The sequence below is a fragment of the Kangiella aquimarina DSM 16071 genome (genome assembly GCF_000374105.1).
Taxonomy (GTDB): Bacteria; Pseudomonadota; Gammaproteobacteria; order Enterobacterales; family Kangiellaceae; genus Kangiella; species Kangiella aquimarina.
Genome location: NZ_KB893651.1, coordinates 353,928 through 372,661, shown reverse-complemented (window position 1 = coordinate 372,661; position 18,734 = coordinate 353,928). Strand labels below are relative to the sequence as shown.

The 18,734-nt window shown below is 43.6% G+C and carries 16 protein-coding genes; 8 read left to right on the top strand and 8 right to left on the bottom strand.

The window, feature by feature from the left end:
* The first annotated feature begins 102 nt into the window (after positions 1-102).
* The gene (locus B158_RS0111130; protein ID WP_156823104.1) at positions 103-648 is read left to right on the top strand and encodes a hypothetical protein; all 546 of its coding nucleotides are present in this window, start codon (positions 103-105) and stop codon (positions 646-648) included.
* A gap of 64 nt (positions 649-712) precedes the next feature.
* On the opposite strand, the gene B158_RS0111125 is transcribed toward B158_RS0111130, so the two are convergent.
* Positions 713-1,933, bottom strand: coding sequence for an aspartate aminotransferase family protein (locus tag B158_RS0111125; RefSeq protein WP_018625455.1), 1,221 nt, complete (start codon positions 1,931-1,933; stop codon positions 713-715).
* 262 nt (positions 1,934-2,195) lie between these two features.
* Here B158_RS0111125 and astA point away from each other — a divergent pair, with 262 nt between their 5' ends.
* From astA to astB, 3 genes are read left to right on the top strand one after another with little or no spacing between them, the layout of a single operon-like run.
* A complete protein-coding gene (gene astA, locus B158_RS0111120; protein ID WP_018625454.1) occupies positions 2,196-3,218 on the top strand; it encodes an arginine N-succinyltransferase in 1,023 nt (340 codons plus the stop codon).
* A gap of 27 nt (positions 3,219-3,245) precedes the next feature.
* Positions 3,246-4,721 (top strand): succinylglutamate-semialdehyde dehydrogenase, encoded by a 1,476-nt coding sequence (gene astD / locus B158_RS0111115; RefSeq protein ID WP_018625453.1) that lies wholly within the window; start codon positions 3,246-3,248, stop codon positions 4,719-4,721.
* Positions 4,721-6,091: an N-succinylarginine dihydrolase gene (astB, locus tag B158_RS0111110; RefSeq protein WP_018625452.1), complete on the top strand. Its 1,371-nt coding sequence runs from the start codon at positions 4,721-4,723 to the stop codon at positions 6,089-6,091. The genes astD and astB overlap by 1 nt, the downstream gene beginning before the upstream one ends.
* A gap of 60 nt (positions 6,092-6,151) precedes the next feature.
* Here the strand turns inward: astB and B158_RS0111105 are convergent, their stop codons facing one another.
* Entirely contained in the window at positions 6,152-8,182 is a 2,031-nt protein-coding gene (locus tag B158_RS0111105) for a TonB family protein (RefSeq protein ID WP_018625451.1), read from the bottom strand.
* Positions 8,172-8,561, bottom strand: coding sequence for a BlaI/MecI/CopY family transcriptional regulator (locus B158_RS0111100; RefSeq protein ID WP_018625450.1), 390 nt, complete (start codon positions 8,559-8,561; stop codon positions 8,172-8,174). The genes B158_RS0111105 and B158_RS0111100 overlap by 11 nt, the downstream gene beginning before the upstream one ends.
* 154 nt (positions 8,562-8,715) lie before the next feature.
* Between B158_RS0111100 and B158_RS0111095 the strand changes: the two genes are divergently transcribed.
* From B158_RS0111095 to B158_RS0111085, 3 genes are all read left to right on the top strand, one after another.
* On the top strand, positions 8,716-10,026 hold the full coding sequence (locus tag B158_RS0111095; RefSeq protein WP_018625449.1) for a dicarboxylate/amino acid:cation symporter: 1,311 nt from the start codon (positions 8,716-8,718) through the stop codon (positions 10,024-10,026).
* A 104-nt stretch (positions 10,027-10,130) separates the two neighbouring features.
* On the top strand, positions 10,131-10,682 hold the full coding sequence (locus B158_RS0111090; RefSeq protein ID WP_018625448.1) for a hypothetical protein: 552 nt from the start codon (positions 10,131-10,133) through the stop codon (positions 10,680-10,682).
* Positions 10,675-11,283, top strand: coding sequence for a hypothetical protein (locus B158_RS0111085; protein WP_018625447.1), 609 nt, complete (start codon positions 10,675-10,677; stop codon positions 11,281-11,283). Before B158_RS0111090 ends, B158_RS0111085 begins: the two co-directional genes overlap by 8 nt.
* Here B158_RS0111085 and B158_RS0111080 read toward each other — a convergent pair.
* From B158_RS0111080 to fadR, 5 genes are all read right to left on the bottom strand, one after another.
* Positions 11,243-13,132 (bottom strand): S9 family peptidase, encoded by a 1,890-nt coding sequence (locus B158_RS0111080; RefSeq protein ID WP_018625446.1) that lies wholly within the window; start codon positions 13,130-13,132, stop codon positions 11,243-11,245. The genes B158_RS0111085 and B158_RS0111080 overlap by 41 nt on opposite strands.
* A 2-nt stretch (positions 13,133-13,134) precedes the next feature.
* Positions 13,135-13,797: a thiopurine S-methyltransferase gene (gene tmpT / locus B158_RS0111075; protein WP_018625445.1), complete on the bottom strand. Its 663-nt coding sequence runs from the start codon at positions 13,795-13,797 to the stop codon at positions 13,135-13,137.
* Positions 13,798-13,810: 13 nt separating this feature from the next.
* Entirely contained in the window at positions 13,811-14,968 is a 1,158-nt protein-coding gene (sohB, locus tag B158_RS0111070; RefSeq protein WP_018625444.1) for a protease SohB, read from the bottom strand.
* A 205-nt stretch (positions 14,969-15,173) separates the two neighbouring features.
* Positions 15,174-17,315, bottom strand: a complete 2,142-nt coding sequence (locus tag B158_RS0111065) for a hypothetical protein (RefSeq protein ID WP_018625443.1) — start codon at positions 17,313-17,315, stop codon at positions 15,174-15,176.
* 119 nt (positions 17,316-17,434) lie between these two features.
* Complete coding sequence (gene fadR, locus B158_RS0111060) at positions 17,435-18,157, bottom strand: fatty acid metabolism transcriptional regulator FadR (protein WP_018625442.1); 723 nt, start codon at positions 18,155-18,157, stop codon at positions 17,435-17,437.
* Between the two features lie 379 nt (positions 18,158-18,536).
* Between fadR and B158_RS0111055 the strand changes: the two genes are divergently transcribed.
* Positions 18,537-18,734 (top strand): hypothetical protein, encoded by a 198-nt coding sequence (locus tag B158_RS0111055; protein ID WP_018625441.1) that lies wholly within the window; start codon positions 18,537-18,539, stop codon positions 18,732-18,734.

Below are 18,734 nucleotides of genomic sequence, written 5' to 3'. Positions count from 1 at the left end.
CTGCCATCAAGTTACTGCTAGTATTGTCACTCTATAGTTGATGCCAAACAACTATTAACCGTAATCGAACATGACTGACAAATAATAAATATAGGGACCCAAATGAGAATAGTATTTCTAGTAACCTTGCTATGGGTAATGCCACAAGCATTTTCTTTTAGTCAGCAAGCTTTTATCGAAATGAATGTTGAGCCTATAATCGATAAAGACAACTCAAAAGCAATTTTGAAGTTTTCATTAAAATATACTGGCGACTCCATACTGGTAGTGGATAGTCATAACCTTCCCGGAATGCGTGTGGCACGCTCCATATCTTTTATGGCCGATAGTATTATTGATTATAAAAGAAAACCATTTAAGTCATGTCCTAAGCCCAAAGAAAAGATCTTTTTTGATGAGAGTGCTATTGGAGATTATGAGTTAGCTTCGGGTGAAGTTCTAACTCAGTATATTGATTTATACCAAGTTTATTCTGAGTTTGATGACATTTTAGGTGTCTGTGACTTTGTATTTTACTGGAACCATAAACTAGATATAAAAAATGGTTATGAGGCACCTAGATTGGCAGGAGCTATTGTCATTCCATCAACTTTAAAAGTAACTAAAGATCAATCTCAAAAAGCTAAAGTTATAAGAATAATCGAATAATAAACAAAATCTTGAACACAAAAAAAGCCCCGCACGATGCGGGGCTTTTCTTTAGAGCTTTTAATTAAGCAATCGAGGCGACAGCTTTTTCGAAGCGGCTTAGACCGTCTTCGATTTCTTCCTCGGTAATGTTTAACGCTGGTGCTAAACGAATAACATTCATACCGGCTACTAAAACCATCACGCCATGTTGCCAGCCAGCTTCGATGAATTGACGGGCTTTGCCTTGCCATTTTTCATTAAGCACGGCGCCTAGCAATAAACCACGGCCACGTACGCTTGAGAAAACGTCGTATTTCTTGCCGATTTCTTCAAGACGGGCAACGATTTTGGCTGATTTATCGAGTACTGATTGCAACATTTCAGGTGTATTGATGGTGTCGAATACGGCATTGGATACGGCACAACCTAATGGGTTACCACCGTAAGTGCTACCGTGCGTACCTGGAACAAAGCTTGCTGCAATTTTGTCGGTCGTGAGCATAGCACCAATTGGGAAGCCACCACCCATGGCTTTTGCCGTAGTTAACACATCAGGAGTCACACCCATGCCCATGTAGGCATACAAATGACCAGTACGACCAACACCCGTTTGCACTTCGTCAAACACGAGTAATGCATTGTGCTTGTCACATAAAGCTCGAACACCTTTAACGAACTCTTCGGTCGCTGGAATAATACCGCCCTCACCCTGTACTGGTTCCATTACGACTGCACAGGTTTTGTCTGAGATGATGGCTTCCAGAGATTCCAGGTTGTTATATTCTGCGTGTGAGATACCGCCTGGCAATGGTTCGAAACCTTCGGTGTATTTTGGCTGACCGCCTACACAAACGGTAAACAGAGTACGTCCATGGAAGGATTGTTTAAAAGAAATGATTTCGCTTTTTTCTGGCCCAAAATTATCGTGTGCATATTTACGCACTAACTTAAAAGCTGCTTCGTTGGCTTCACCACCAGAGTTAGCAAAGAAGACTTTATCGGCAAAAGTTGCTTTGGTTAGCTTGTCTGCCAGCTCCAACGCTGGTTTGTTGGTAAAGACGTTACTCAAATGCCAAATCTTATCGGCTTGGTCTTTCAGTGCCTTTACCAGAGCCGGATGATTATGGCCCAGGGCGGTTACTGCAATACCGCCAGCAAAATCAACATAATCGTTGCCATCCTGATCCCAGACACGTGAACCTTCGCCACGCTCAGGAATAATAGACGCTGGATTATAGTTAGGTACCATTACCTCATCGAAAGTCTCGCGAGTATAATTTGAATGTGCAGAATTATCAGACATAAAACACCTTAAGCTTATGACAGGGTATTGCCCTGCGTTTTCCGTTCATTGAAATAGGTCGGTATCATGTCCTTTTTTCTGCTAAAATTCCACCCCTGTACCGACGATTGGCTTAATTTTAAAGGGCTGAGAGGTCGTACAAGTCTCTTATATTACAAACTGGCACTTCCTTTCTGTGGTGAGATTTCCTATTATCATCAACCGCTTAGGCATCAGTGTCGCCAGTTACAGCTACAATTAAAGGAATTCAGGACTTTCAATCATGGTTATCAGACCAGCTCAACATACTGATTTAAAAGATATTTTGGCATTAGCTGCCAGCGCCGGGACCGGCCTGACAACCCTGCCTAACGACCCCGTTCGTATCGAAGATAAGATCAAAAACTCAGTCGACGCCTTTAGTCGAGACATTGTTGAGCCTGGACCTGAATATTACTTTTTTGTGCTAGAAGATGATGCAACTGGCAAGGTCGTCGGTACTTGTGCCCTGGTCGCCGCCGTAGGCATGGACGAAGCATTCTATACCTATAAACTCAGTACCGTAGTCAATACCAGTCATGATCTTGGCATTTATAATAAGCATAAAATTTTGGTGCTTTGTAATGACTACACGGGTACCACTGAAATAGCGACTCTGTATCTATCTCCTGACTATCGTGGTGGTATTAATGGCCGCCTGTTAGCCAAATCACGCTTCCTGTTCATGGCCGACTTCCCGCAACGATTTGCCGATAAGGTCATTGCTGAGATGCGAGGCTTTAGTGATGAGCAGGGGCGCTCGCCTTTCTGGGAGTCGCTGGGACGTCGTTTTTTCAGTATGGACTTTGCCAAGGCAGATGCCATCAGCGGCTTAGGCAGTAACCAGTTTATTGCTGAACTGATGCCGCAACATCCAATTTATGTGGATATGCTTTCCGATGATGCCAGACAGGCTATTGGCCAGGTACATCCTGATACTCGGCCAGCTCTGGCCATGCTTAAACGTGAAGGCTTCCGTTACCAGAATTACGTCGATATCTTTGACGCAGGTCCAACTATCGAAGTCCCAAAAGATCAAATCAAGACCTATCGCGCCAGTCGTCTGCTACCTATTCGTGTTGGCAAGCCTGAAGGCGACACTGAGTCAATCATGATCAGTAATCGTCGTTTACAGGAATTCAAAACAACAGTTTTTGAAACACGAATTGATACTGACGAGCTCATAGTCAGCCCAGAAGTGCTCGACAGACTTCAAGTTAAAGAAGGCGACACGGTTCGTGCAGCCAGTCTGCGCAACAAACGTTAAACGAATTTACAACAGGTGTTTTCTAATATGACTCAAGATGCTCATAAAAACTTAATGATCAACAACCAATGGTTCGCAGGAGAAGGCGATAATTTTAGCTCCATCAATCCTGCCAATGGCGAAGTAATCTGGCAAGGAAATGCAGCGACTGAAGAGCAGGTTGCTCAAGCCATTAAGGCAGCACAGAAAGCTGGCTGGGACTGGAGTCAAAAATCGCTGGAAGAGCGTATTGCGATCATGAAGAACTTTGAGCAGCAGTTAAAAGATAACAAAGAACAGCTTGCTGAACTGATTGCTAAAGAAACGGGCAAGCCTTACTGGGAAACCTTAACCGAAGCCGGAGCCATGGCAGGTAAAATTGATATTTCGATTCGCGCCTATCATGAGCGTACAGGCGTTAAGGAAGCAGAAATGGGCGCTGGCATCGCTGCTACTCGTCACAAACCACACGGCGTGTTGGCCGTCTTTGGTCCTTATAATTTCCCTGGCCATTTGCCTAACGGCCACATTGTGCCAGCACTGATTGCCGGAAACACCATTGTTTTTAAACCAAGTGAATTAACACCAGCGGTGGCAGAATTAACGGTGAAACTCTGGCAGAAAGCAGGTCTCCCTGAAGGTGTTCTTAATTTAGTGCAGGGCGAAGTGAATACCGGCATCGCACTGGCCAGTCACCCTCAGGTAGATGGCCTGTTATTCACCGGCAGCGAAACGGTCGGTAAACTCCTTCATAAGCAAGTCGGCGGTCAGCCGGGTAAAGTGCTTGCCCTTGAGATGGGCGGCAACAACCCGCTTATTCTGGGCGACGTTAAAGATTTGAAAGCTGCCGTTTATCACACTATCCAATCGGCCTACATTTCTGCAGGACAACGCTGCACCTGCGCACGCCGCCTGTTTGTGCCAAAAACCGCACAAGGTGATCAGTTTATTGAGATGTTAACCGATGCTGTCAAAAATATTCGCGTCAGTCATTATAACGATGAAAACAAACCTTTCATGGGCCCTGTAGTTTCTGAAAAAGCCGCCAAAGACTTAGTTCGCGCACAACAGAATCTATTGGATAGAGGTGCTAAAGCTTTAGTTAAAATGGAACACATGAAGGAAGGCACTGGTTTTGTCAGCCCTGCCCTGCTGGATGTGACTGAGGTTGCTCACGACGATGAAGAATTCTTTGGTCCAATCCTTCAGGTTTACCGTTACGACGATTTCGAAAGTGCCATTGCAGAAGCGAACAACACTCGCTTCGGTCTTTCAGCCGGATTATTCAGTGACGACAATGCTCAATATGAAACCTTCTACCGTCGTATTCGTGCCGGTATCGTCAACTGGAATAACCAATTAACGGGCGCCTCAAGTGCAGCGCCATTCGGCGGTATTGGTAACTCAGGTAACCACCGCCCAAGCGCCTACTATGCCGCTGATTACTGTGCCTACCCAGTGGCCTCAATTGAAAATCCAGAGTGTGTTCTACCGGAAGCCCTCACGCCAGGAGTAACGCTATAATGAGCTCGAACAAAAACATGGCTTATGAATTTAATTTTGATGGGTTGGTTGGTCCAACTCACAACTATGCCGGCCTGTCGTTAGGCAACGTTGCCTCAACGTCAAACGCAAACCTGGTCGCTCGTCCTAAAGAAGCCGCCAAGCAGGGTTTGCAAAAAATGAAGGCTCTGCATGACCTTGGTCTTAAGCAAGGCGTTATCGCACCAATGGAGCGCCCTGATGTCGCCACGCTGCGCCGTTTAGGCTTCACGGGTACCGACGCCCAGGTCATCATCAAAGCAGCCAAGCAAGCGCCTAAAGTGCTGGCTGCCTGTAGCTCAGCATCCAGCATGTGGACAGCCAATGCCTGCACCATGGCGCCTTCGAGCGATACTGCGGATGAGAAGGTTCATTTTACGCCTGCCAATCTGGCCAATAAATTCCACCGGTCCATCGAACATGAAACCACAGGCCGCATTTTGCAAGCCATGTTCAAAGATGATAACCACTTTGTACACCACCCTGCTCTACCCATGGGCGATCACTTCGGAGATGAAGGCGCAGCCAACCATACCCGCTTTGTGGATGTAAACAATGAAAAAGGCTATGGCAAGAAAGGGTTACATTTCTTCGTTTATGGCAAGTACGCTTTCGATGCCAGTAAACCAGCGCCACACAAATTCCCTGCACGCCAAACTTTCGAAGCATCGCAAGCGGTTGCTCGCCTGCATATGTTAGACAGTGATAATGTGGTCTTTGCGCAACAAAGTCCGAATGTTATTGATAAGGGCGTATTCCACAATGACGTGATTTCCGTGGGTAATGGCAATGTCTTATTCGCGCACCAAAAAGCCTTCCTTAATCAAATGCAGGTCTATACTGACCTTGAACGCGCGTTCGACGGTGAAGAGTTCCATGTGGTTGAAGTGGGCGCTAACGATGTTTCTGTAGAAGATGCGGTTAAGTCTTACCTCTTTAACAGCCAGCTGGTCACGTTACCAGATGGCAATATGGCAATTATTGCACCAGGTGAGTGTGAGTCAGTTCCTGCTGTCAAAGAATACCTGGACTGGCTGGTTGAACAGGACACACCAATTAAAGAAGTGAAAATCTTCGATGTAAAACAATCCATGCAGAATGGTGGCGGGCCAGCTTGCTTACGTCAGCGTATCGTTTTGAATGAAACTGAAGTCAGTGCAATGAACCAAAATGTCATCATGAACGATGACTTATTTGCCACACTTAATGCCTGGGTTGAAAAGCATTACCGCGAGACATTGACTGAAGATGATTTAGCCGATCCGAGTCTGCTCAATGAATCTCGTATGGCACTGGATGAATTAACCAAAATTTTAAATCTTGGCTCAGTTTATCCTTTCCAACAGATTTAATTAATCGTAATAAAAAAAGCCCGCTGATGCGGGCTTTTTGTTTGCTTGAAAATATCTAAATTATTCAAGCCTAAAATCGATTTTATAGCTTACATCACTTACTTGTTTGTCCTTTGCAAATTCCCATTGCTCAATAGCTTTAGTTGCAGCTTTTTCAAAAACACCTTCCGGCTCTGATTTAGTTACACGAATGTTATACGCTTTACCTTTGCCATCAACATCAAATTTAAAGAGTACGTACCCATCAATTTTATTCTTTGCTGCATAAGCCGGATACTCAGGTGGTGTAGTTGAGGTAGGTGTCACATCTTTAGCTTTCAAAGCACTGGTGGGCTGCTTTGGTTCAACAGGCTGTGGTGGAATTCGAGGCATATCTGGCTTAGGAATCATGCGAACTTTATTTTCGAATAAAGCTTTTTCTTCCTCCGTCATTTCGCGCTTCGTTCCATTTTCAAGAACCATATACTTGCCATTTTCAACCGAATAGACTTTCCCACTATCTTCTTCCCATTTAATCACTCGGGTCTGTTTATTCTCACCATTAATGATTGCTTCATCGTCAACTATGAATACTCTGTGGGGACCACTGGTGCTGTCAGCTGGTTCGCGTCTAATAATAATTTCATGACGCTGTTTCTCAATATCAGCGCGCGCCTTTTCCATATCCGCTCTAGCTCGCTCCATATCTACACGAATACGCTTTTTCATCTTGCCGCTAGACATTTCTTCTTTGGCTTTGAGGATGGCTTCTCTAGCTTGTTCCATTTCTTCTTTAGAAATGTTTCCTTTTTGATAATCTATCTCAATTTCACGCTGAGCTTCTGCAAGTGCTTTGTGAGCATTATCTATATCAATCTCAACTTCCTGTAGCTCATCTTCATGCAACACTAATACTCTATGAGCATTCTCCAGCTCTTCCTCAACAAGCATTAACTCTTGCTCTGTCATATATACGCGCTTTTGAGCTTCTTCATGCTTTTGCTCAAACTCCATACGCTCCTTATCAGTCATTGGTCGTTTATTGTCACCTTCAAGGATGTAGTAATTATCATTTTCCTGTAGATAGGTAATTCCGTCTCCTTCACTAAACTCCAGAACAACTTTCTTGTTTCCTTCATCATCAATGACTATGTTTTCAGTGGTTATAACGCGCTCTTCTTTCGGCTCCTTATTGGCTGCATAAACGGCGCAACAGCTAAGGACAAAGGCAGCGCCTAATGTCATCACTATCTTGCCGGTTTTGTTTAGTGGGTCTGTGATATTCATAATTCTTTCCTCAAGTTGGTTAAAAACCTTCCATGAGCAAAGTAGACTTACAGAGTGAGTGGCAGAAACTGTTGATAATAATGCATGACCATAGTCTTTCGTGCGTGTCTGATTGCCTTTATTAAGCACCAGATAATCACAGAATAACTCCTGGTCATGTCTAAAATTCTTTCGAGCAATATAAATAAGCGGATTAAACCAACCTATGCAGACTAAGACATCCCACAGCAGGTTTAACCATAAATGCTTCTGTTTAATGTGTTGTTCTTCGTGCTCGATAATAAGTTGTATTTGCTGGACCGATAGCTGTTTTGCTACGTGTATTGGGAAATATATTGTAGGCTTGATAAAGCCATAGACCGCTGGTGACATGTCTTTATGGTCAACGGCAATAACCTGATACCGACTTTTTCTTATTAAATTAAAACCAGGTAATTCACTGATTGGTTTTTCTATTTTTCTTAAGTCTTTTCTCAGTTCAATGTGTTGTATGATTAATCTCAATAATAACAAGGTAGTGCCGGTCAGCCAAAGTGCACCCAGCCACCAGTAATTCTGTAAGGTTTCCACTGGCTTAGCTATCATCACAGAAACCGCCTGACCAATATAAGCAGAGTTCGCACTACTAAAATCAATGGAAGCAATAATTTTGGCAACCACAAAGCCAAGTGGAATGGCAAGCCACAGCAGGTATGAGTTATAACTTTTAGTAGTTTTTCTGATAAAGAACCGAACGATAAGCACACTCAGAACAATGACGCTTAAATCGAGATTAAAATGCCAGAAAGCATCCAACCAACCGTTCATTTTAAGATCACTTAACATCCTTGCTCTCCTTGTCGGCCAACAAGCCTTTTAAATAATCCAGTTCATCCTTCGACAACTGCTTATTGTCCACGAAGGTGGCAAGTAATTCTTTAATGTTGCCTTTAAACACTTTATCCAGAAAACTTTCGCTTTCGTCTGCCAGGAACTCATCGCGCTCTATGGCGGGAGAATACAAATAGCGACGACCATCTTTCTGGAAAGTCACCACACCTTTCTTTACCAGACGGTTTAGAAAGGTTTTTACCGTCTTTTCACTCCAGTCCTGAGTTTGGAGGCGTTCCACAACCTCAGTGCTGGTTAATGGAGATTCCTGCCACAGAATATCCATTACATTCTTTTCTGCTTCACTCACTCTGATTGACATACTTTGACTCATATCAGTTTCTGTTATTTATGATTACACATGTAATCTACAGTAAAGATTACACCTGTAATCAATAACCGTCAACCATAAATTTTCAAATGCTTCATATTTGCAGTTTTGTTGCCAATCGCTTAGAGTTCCACTATTCCAAAATGGGGCTAATACTATGAATCTCAGTTTAAAAATTCTGATCTATATGGTCGCAGGCGCTATCGTGGGCGTCCTATTCCTGCAGTTTGGCGACTATCAATGTGCAAAAGGTATCACTAAAGAAGCCTGTTCAGCGATTCAAGAGGATAGCTGGGCCTATACATATTTCGTCAATGGCATCTTCGAAGTTGGTGGAAGCTGGTTCATCAATGCATTGAAAATGCTAATGGTGCCGCTGGTACTGGTATCTCTTGTGTGTGGTGTCAGCTCATTGGCCGATCCTTCTAAACTGGGAAAGCTGAGCTTAAAATCTATAGGTCTTTATCTGCTTACAACCTCAATAGCTCTAATAGGTGCTTTAACACTAGCCTCAATCTTTAAGCCCGGTGTTGGAATGCCCGTTGGTGATGCGACCTTCGATGCTAGCGATAAGCCTCCATTAACCAAAGTCTTAATCGACATTATTCCGACCAATCCTTTTGAAGCGATGGTTGCAGCGAATATGCTACAAATCATTGTTTTTGCCATTCTGATTGGTCTTGCCATCACTATGTCCGGTGAAAAAGGCAAAAGAATTGGCAACTGGTTCAATGACGTTAATAAAGTAGTGATGGAGTTAGTCAATATAATCATGCGCTTCGCGCCTTATGGCGTCTTCTTCCTGATTGCTAAAACCTTTGCAACCTTCCCATTCTCTGATTTGGCTGGTTCCCTTGGTTACTACTTCTTACTAGTTATTGGTGCGCTAATTCTGCATGCCCTGGTAACCTACGGGGCATTAATCGCTTTATTAGCCAGGCTGAATCCAGTTAATTTCTTTAAGGGAATGTGGCCAGCCATGCTCACTGCATTTGGTACTTCCAGCAGTAACGCGACGCTGCCAGTAACTATGCGTTGCGCAGAAAAGAATCTTGGTGTGCATCGCAATACTTACTCATTCACCCTTCCGCTAGGTGCAACCATCAATATGGATGGAACCGCTATCATGCAGGGTATAGCGACACTGTTTATTGCTCAGGCCTACAGTGTTGATTTGAGTATGGCTCAATTGCTTACAGTAGTTCTAACCGCCACTCTTGCTTCAATCGGTACTGCCGGTGTACCAAGCGTCGGTTTAATTCTACTGGCTGGTGTATTAACGCAGGTGAACCTTCCGGTCGAAGCTATTGGTATGATTCTAGGGATTGACCGATTACTGGATATGACACGAACCGCTGTCAATATTACTGGTGATGCAGCAGTAAGTGTGATTGTTGCCAAAAGTGAAAATGAACTGGACAAAGATGTCTATGATCACGAAAAAGTTCATACCGAGTTTGATGATTAATTGGCGGTTCATTGATAATTAATCAACAATATTTATAATTTAGAGGTGGCTTATGCCACCTCTTTTTTTTCAGGATAATTAACCATAAAACTAAAGGGAAAATAATGAAAAAACTAGCTACCACAATTTTCAAATCTCTAATTTTAATAACACTACTTCAGGGCTGCTCTAGCATGCCATTAACAACCATGCTTAAGATGTCCAGTTTTGATGAAACAGACTTTGTCAATCTTAAGCCCGAAGATATTAGAGTTAAGGTACGAAATAGCACCTCTGATAATGTTCTCAGGAACAATGTCTTACGTTATCAATACAAAGGTCCTGAAGGTTCAATTGATGAAAGTTTCTCAATGGAGTTAGTTAAGGAAAATGTAGAAACCATAGAGCATTGGTTTACGGATAACAGTTATCAGCATAGTGGCTGGTATAAATTAGATGCCGAAGGAATTAAACTTTTTAAGGAGTTACAAAAAGATCCCTTGCTAGCAATGAGAAAAAAAGAAGGTGACTTCAAGTTTTCAGTAACATTTAAATTATCTGAGGGTGCACCGAAACGATTTATGATGAGTATCGATCTACTTTTGAACCCTGAAGATGGATACTTTACATTATTCGATCAGCACGAACTTGACCTTACAGAAGCACAAAATGATTAAAGCTCTTGTTGTTACTGTATTTGCTTTTCTTCTACTGCAGGGATGCTCAAACATCCCTGTATCAACAATGATGAAAATGTCTGATTTTGATGAAGAGGATTTCATCAACCTCAATCCCGAAGACATTCGAGTTAAAGTCCGGAGTAATACTCAGGTTAATGTCCTGGCGGCGAACCAATTGAGTTATAGCTATAAAGGTCCCGAGGCATTCATTGATGACTGCCTGTCATTGGAGCTTTTTAAAGAAGAAGTTAGAACTGTTGAGCACTGGTTCAGGGATGACAGTTTTGAACATATTGGCTGGTATCAGCTCGATGCTGAGGGTGTCGATAAGTTTAGAGCCATGCAGCAGCATCCGATATTACAGAACAAGGATCGCGAGGGAACTTTTGAACTCACTATACGAACTGTCTACTCTGATAATTCTCCGACCAAATTTGAACTAAGCGTAGATTTATTGCTTGATCCCAGGGAGGGTTACTTCACCATGTTTGAAGATCTGGAAATTGATCAGAGCCCCACAAGAAGCGCAATTGAAACTTGCGAGGCAGGCAATACAGTTACAGCAAGTGCTTCTGATAAAATTCCAGCTCAGCAGTAAAGGCCTTAATGATGGTTTCCGGTTTCCGGAAGCCATGCCCCTCCCCCTCAAACGTGATGTATTCATAGGGCAGCCCCTTTTCTTTAAGTGCCTTCACCATAGCTTCGGCCTGATTAGGAGGAACCACCTTATCTTCCAAACCTTGCAATATAAGAATTGGGCATGAAAGCAGCTCTGTATGATTCACAGGGGAGCGCTCATGATAAAGATCCGCGCATTCCGGATAAGGGCCCACAACAGAGTCCAGATAACGGATTTCGAACTTGTGGCTATCTTGTGATAGGGAAACTAGCTCAGCAACGCCATAGCGGCTCATACCGGCTTTAAAGGCATCATGGAAGGTTAGCGCACATAAAGTTGTATAACCGCCAGCAGAACCGCCTCTTATGGCCATTCGGCTACCATCTATCAAACCTTGCTCGGCAAGATGCTGACCCATTGCAATACAATCATCCACATCCAGAATACCCCATTGACCTTTCAGACTATCTCGGTAAGCACGGCCATACCCCGTACTGCCACGATAATTCACATCAGCAACCGCAAAGCCACGGCTGGTCCAATATTGGATGGTCAGGTTTAAGCCATTATCGGTCATGCCTGTTGGTCCGCCATGGCTCATGACTATTAATGGTGGTTTTTCATCTGTTGGTGCTTCAAATTCTGGGCTCTTGGGCGGATAAAAGTAGCCATAGGCTTTTTGATTGCCTGAGGTTGGAAATTCAATATGCTGAGGTACAGAAATAAAATCTTCCAGCTGATCTTTATCACCTTCCGTTAACTGATGAGCCTTTTTGTTTTGTAGATTCACCTGGTAAACGGCTTCGCCAGCCTGAGGGTTTGCGGCCATGAAATAAAGCTCATTCACGCCAGTTACCATCTGCCCATTAAATGCTGTCCAGTTATCGCTAAATAGCTCAACTACAGCCGTTTCAAGGCTTATTTGATACAGTGCCTGCTGGCCTTTTCTGGTGCCAATAGCCACTAAAGAGTTGTCATCAAACCATTGAACCGTGCGACAACCAAACACCCACTGCGGCAAACCAAACTCTATTTCAAGCTGCTCATGAACAGGTTTGTCAGGATTATCCAAAGAATAGATATGCCACCACCCTTTTGGATCAGCCACATAAAACAACTGGTTATCCGCTGACCAGAAAGGATGATATACCGAAACATGATCACCACCCGCAACTTTGCGCGAATTGGAAATATCGCCAGTCTCAGAAATATCAGCAAGCCATAGCTCTGTTTCATCCCAAGGCATGTTTGGATGATTCCAACAAATCCAGCAGAGCTGCTTACCATCCGGGCTGATACGCGGATTTGAATAAAAGTCATCTCCTTGCGCAATGACGCGTTTGGTATATGGCGCTGACAATGAGATCACAACTAATTCATTGATCACCTCATCTGTTTCATGCCTTTCATGCACACAAACCGTATAGGCCATATTTGGAGCAACCTCGCCATCGCAATAGCGTAAGCTCCGTTTAACGGGTGGCTCAGGGGTAATGATATCAACATTATTGGTGTTCAGATTTTGCAGACAAAGCTGCTGATTAGTATCATCAGCAAAGAGTAAATACTCACCTCTTCCCCAGAAATCACCGCCAGCATACTCATGAACACGAGTACGCACGTTATAACCCTCAGGAGTCACGTCCTCACGCTGACCATTTCGGGAACGGACAATAACTCCACGCCCCTGCTCATGGGGACGCGATTCTAACCAGTAAATAGCATCATCAATGAATTGCATCTGGCCGTAGCGTGTTGATTTACTGGCCAACATTTCAGGGGAAATTGGCGACTGCCAAAGCCCGTAAGGAGTGGTTTTTTTATGCATAATTAAAACGTAATTTTATATAAAACTTCATCAAGACGACTAAGCTGTAATTCCTTCCATCGTGGATGGCTATCCAACAGACTGCAACGGCATAATTCCTCAGCCTGTCCACCAGGGAATTGCTGCTTGATTTCTTCGAGAGTAATGTGGAATGGAGGGCCTGACATTTCATCAGGGTCGTAATCCATAGTTACTAACAGTATGGTTGCATTATCTTCAAGCAGTGACATCAAATGATTGGCATAATCCTGACGCATCGGTTCAGGAAGGGCTATAAAGGCTGCACGGTCATAGACCTGTTTGAACTTACCAACATGCTTACTGGAGACATCGAAAAAATCTGCTAGCCACACTTGCATTGATTGGTTTTGGTAACAAACGAGTGGCTTACCACTTTCGGACTTCCACTCTTTGTGCTCCAACTCTAGCTTATTCTCATCAATAAATTTGTGAACAGCCTTCGGGTTGAACTCAACCCCTACAGGATAGAAGCCCTGCTCTTCAAGAAAAAGTAAATCGAGTGACTTTCCCGACAAGGGAACAAAGACTTTATGCTCAGCTGAAAATAGTTGCTGAACATATTTCACCAGAAAGGTGTGCGCCTCAGCCAGATGAAATGGCTGAGACTCTCGTTGCCAACAATTATCCCAGAACTCAAAATCCATAAATCTTATAGACTTACTTAAATATATTGGTCTGTGAGGAACGCTGAATCCAACGTAGAACAAACTTGTCCATTGCCTGATACAGGTTGACCGACAAACGCTCAGTCAATGGCTTACGAATTTCGTACTTAATGGAATACACATCCATAGAGTTAAGCGCATCAAGAATAACATCATCACTTGTCTGAATCTTGTCTACCAACCCTAGCTCAAAAGCCTGACGCCCATACCAGTGCTCACCGGTTGCAACCTTATCAAGGTCAAGGTTAGGACGATTCTCATGAATAAACGTTTTAAAGAGCTGATGCGTCTCCTCAAGTTCCTGCTTAAACTTCTCGCGAGCTACCGTTGTGTTCTGACCAAACATAGTCAAAGTTCGCTTATATTGGCCGGCAGTATGTTGCTCATAATCAATATTGGCTTTTTGCAATAAGCGATTAAAGTTTGGAATTTCCGCAACGACACCAATTGAGCCAACAACTGCAAATGGTGCTGCAACTAACTCATCCGCCACACAGGCCATCATGTAACCACCGCTAGCAGCAACCTGGTCAACCGCTATAGTCAATTTTAAACCTGCATCACGTACTCGTTTCAATTGAGAGGCCGCCAGACCATAGCTATGCACTAGGCCACCAGGGCTTTCCAGACGAACCATAACCTCATCACCCTTATTTGCCGTGGCTAATATAGCGGTTACTTCTTCGCGTAATGAGTCCACGCCTGTAGCATGAATATCACCATCAAAGTCAATAACGTACATTCTTCGTGGGCTTTCGGTGCTTTCTTCGGTTGTCGATAGCGCTTCAGTCTCATTATCGTCTTTTTCAGTGATAGAGGGTTCAACGCTAACGCTAGAATCAGCCAGTTGCTTACCTGTTGATTTTTTGGCCTGTTTCAGCTTTTGCTTGGCTTCTTTTTCCTGCTGCTTCTCACGCTCTTTTTCTTCTTTAACCAGCTGCTTGTACTCAGCATTGGTCAGAATTTCATTCTTTATGGACTGACTATTATCTTTAATGGATTCACCAAGGTTTACGACCTTGATGTCGCCTTTGCTGGATGAGCGCTGTCTTTGACCGGCACTGATCAACAAACTGATAATAATGATGATAACGACAGCAATAGTGGCTGTTTTTAGTAAAAATAAACCGTATTCGCTTAAAAATTCCAAGTCATTCTCCGAATGTCAGACTATCAATTTTTGCCATGCCTGAACCTGTCTGGCCTCAAGGCACAAAATAGCTGGCTATTTTAACACCGACGAAGCTAAAGGTATAACAGTAAACGGTTAATGGCTATATGGCATCAACTCCTATTTATCAGACATAAAAAAAGCCCTCTTTCGAGGGCTTCTTAAAAGTCTAAAGACTTACAGTTTATGGTTCAACCAAACTTGGATCATTTACCACAACCTGCGTACCACCTGAAGCAATGAAGTTAGCAATAGCAGTTTGCATAGAAACTGTTACCGCTGCATCGGCTGCAGGACTTAATGGAGAAGCATGGTCACCAGACACATATTTCAAGAAAGCACGATCAGTTGCCGTTGATTCTGTTACGGTTGGTAAGCCAAATAGTGCCGCATGTGGGATGTTACCGGCTAACGGCGCACCTGCCACCTGATTTGGAACAACTTGGTCATTTTGCACTTGCAATGCCAGCGTTGGAATATCCAATGCCTGAGCCAGAGTCGCATAATTTACAGGGTCACCAGAATCTACAACTGTCTGAGCTGCAAACAGGAATGGTGCTAAAACTGCAGATTCAAATGCTGGATCATCAACTGGAACCCCTGAGGCAGCTGCAAGACCAGCACGGATACGTGGGCTAAAGGATGCTGAACCATCTAACATTTGAGCGATACTGCCAGAGGTTGTGGCCTGCACGCTTACTTTAACTTTGTCTGTTAAGCCAATATATTTTGAGCCAGCAATACCACCCAATGAATGCCCCATAAAGCTGATGTTATTAGCATCGAAGTCAGGCTGGGTATCACCATCTACGTCCATTGCTGGGATAGCTTCTTCTAGTACTAAAAGGTCTAGAACTGCCTGACGTAAATTGTCACGCGAAACAAGCAGGTTAGTTAAGTTGATTGTGTGTGCGCCTGAAGCATCTGGAATAGTGTCAGGACCTGGAGCTGATGTATCGTTATCAATATAGTCAACACCAAAAGTACGCTCACGCACATCACCCGGAGTGTAGCCTTCGAAGATACCTATAGCACCACCACTGGCTTGTTGTAAGCCTAAATGCACAGGGTTATCAGCTGCAATACCGTGCAAAGGTAAATCCATCGCAACCACAGCAGTACAGGCACCAGCCATAGTATCAGCAATACCTAACATCGCAGTACGATTACTGGTAATCCCGTGTTGGAAAATCATTACAGGATAAGGTTTGGCACAACCCGGGTCTTTAGGTAAAGACACTAACAAAGGAACCGTTTCATCACCTGTTTTTTGTGCTAATGGGTTTGCATATGTAATTGGAGCACCAGCCAGTGGATTGGCGATTGGGCCACCCGGTGTAGGAATTTGATCAGCACCAACCCATGGGCTATTTAATACAGCTGTTGGGTTCTCCAATGTAGGAGCTGTAAGCAAATAAGGAAGCGTCACTTCACCTTTATACAAGTTTGCTGCGCCAATACCTGTAAATGGTGCTGTATCAGTAAACAAGCTAGAGAAACTAGAGGCTGGCCGTAAACCTTGATCCGCTGCTATCTGAACATAAGCATTATTAGCTGAGACTAATGCATTAGCAACAGATTGAACTGTAAACTGGTAGGTTAAAACAACATCATCACTATCAATTCCGGCACTCGCAGAAGCTGCTAGCATCGCCTGTGTCAACTGACGAACAGGCTCTAGCCCAGCAGTAGCACTTCCTGGATCGATTGGATCTGGTGATTTAACAATTGAGAACTGGGCATCAGAAATAACAGGGTTACCATTAGCATCAGAAATGCCATTGGTCACAACAACCATGTAACTTGCCTGTGGTTCAAATGGCCTTAACGGAACAACTCCGATAGAGGTTTCGCTTGCAGGCACTGCTACGAAATCCACGCCGGCAACCAATTCGGCTTCAACACCTGTTACTGGGCCAGTCGGTGCTGGAATGCCTGTTCCTGCAATCGCTTCAGGCCGATTAACAGATACTTTGAACAAACGAACATTCTGACCTGGGGCAACTGTAGAGCCGTCAATCGCTCCACGGAATTCAATGCTGAATGGCGCATGTGTTGACCAACCATCTAATGCACTAATGGCATTTTGTGGGTTAGACATATCAGTCGGATCAGCTGTTGGTATGTTAAGAGTTAAATCAGCAGTCCCACTAAATAACAAATCATTAGGTACTGGTATTTCGCCATTACCTGGTGCAAATACTGGCGCAACTAGTTTAGTACTACCTTCACCAATACCCGGAATTTTTGGTTCTTCTGGACCGTCAGTACAAGCCGTCAAAATCATGCTGCTTAACAGCGCGACTCCGTATAAAGCTTTTTTCATCTCTTAACTCCCATTCGGTATAAACGGCAAATGAGGCCGTTATTCGTTTTGTTTATATGCAGAATTACCCCAATCCTACTCTTTTACAGTGGTTTTATGCAAGTGGACTTACCAGTATTTTATGCACCTAACTCACTAAAACTTTTTAACTCTGATTTGGCCTTATTCCAGAGCTCACCGCTCTCATGACCATAATCCCAAAGGATTTTGACCACCTGTTCAGCATCACCCTTGCCAATCGCCACTTCAAGGTCTTTATAATATTGATACGCCAGTTTTCTGGTCTGCTCCCAGCCAAAATAAAACCGGCCAAGCTTATAATAAATTGCTTCAAAGCCATTGAGCATCAAGGTGTATATTGGATTCCCTGAAGCTCGGGTAGCGGTATGGTGAAAGTGCCAATCAAAGTCAATGTAGCCATCAGCGTCGTTGTTAACACCATCAAGCTCTTTAAGCACTTCTAATAACTTTTCTGGATTATTCTTTACTGCCTGACGTAAGAAAATGCTGGCAATTGAGGTTCTGGCCTGCAAAAGGTCATCAGCCAACTTCATGGAGCCTTCATCGTCCAAAGTGATTAAGGTGTCAAGCACATTCAATGTGGCCGATTGCCAGATATCATTCACTTTAGTTGGCTTGCCGTGCTGAATGGTTAACCACCCATCCCTCGCCAAGCGTTGTAAAACTTCTCTTAATGTTGTGCGCGTCACCCCAATAATTTCCGCCAACTCGCGCTCAGCGGGCAAAATAGTTCCGGCGGCAAACTTGCCGTTCCATATTGATTCAACGATATATTGTTCTGCGAATGCAGCAGGCGTTAACGCCTTAGCTGTTGAAACCATCAGCTATCCCCGTAATTAATAGTTCTTAGTAACTGGTAAGAGGTCGATTCTCAAAGACTTTTTAGCATATAGAAAGAATCTTTTCCAGCTGTAACGCCAGCAGCCTGATGAAAACCATTAGCACTTGACATCACCTATAGCCCAGCCATTGTAATAATATGCTCTATGCAACGCAGTAAAATACCTTAAAACCCTCTAAAGATAAACCACATAGCCTTGATGACTCCTGCTTAACGGCACCTTCTTACTAGTGCTTAACTTTTCATTAACTAAAGATTAACAACTGCTGCTGGTCAAGCAACCTCCATGGCTTTAAGCTAATTCTCGCCTCACACGAGGCCATAATCCATATAACAATATTAGCTGTAGGAGAAGTTCAATGAAATCAATGTATGTATTACTTATAGTATTTATGTTTGGTTTAGGTTTTGGGGTAGCTCAGGATGAAGCCCGCTTTGCTACGATCAACCCAGTTGAACAAAGGGTGGATGAGCCAGGTACTGGTAATGATGGTGAAGACACATCAGAACGAAGCTTTATGTGTCGCTTATTTAATATTTTTTGTAGCGAAAACTAA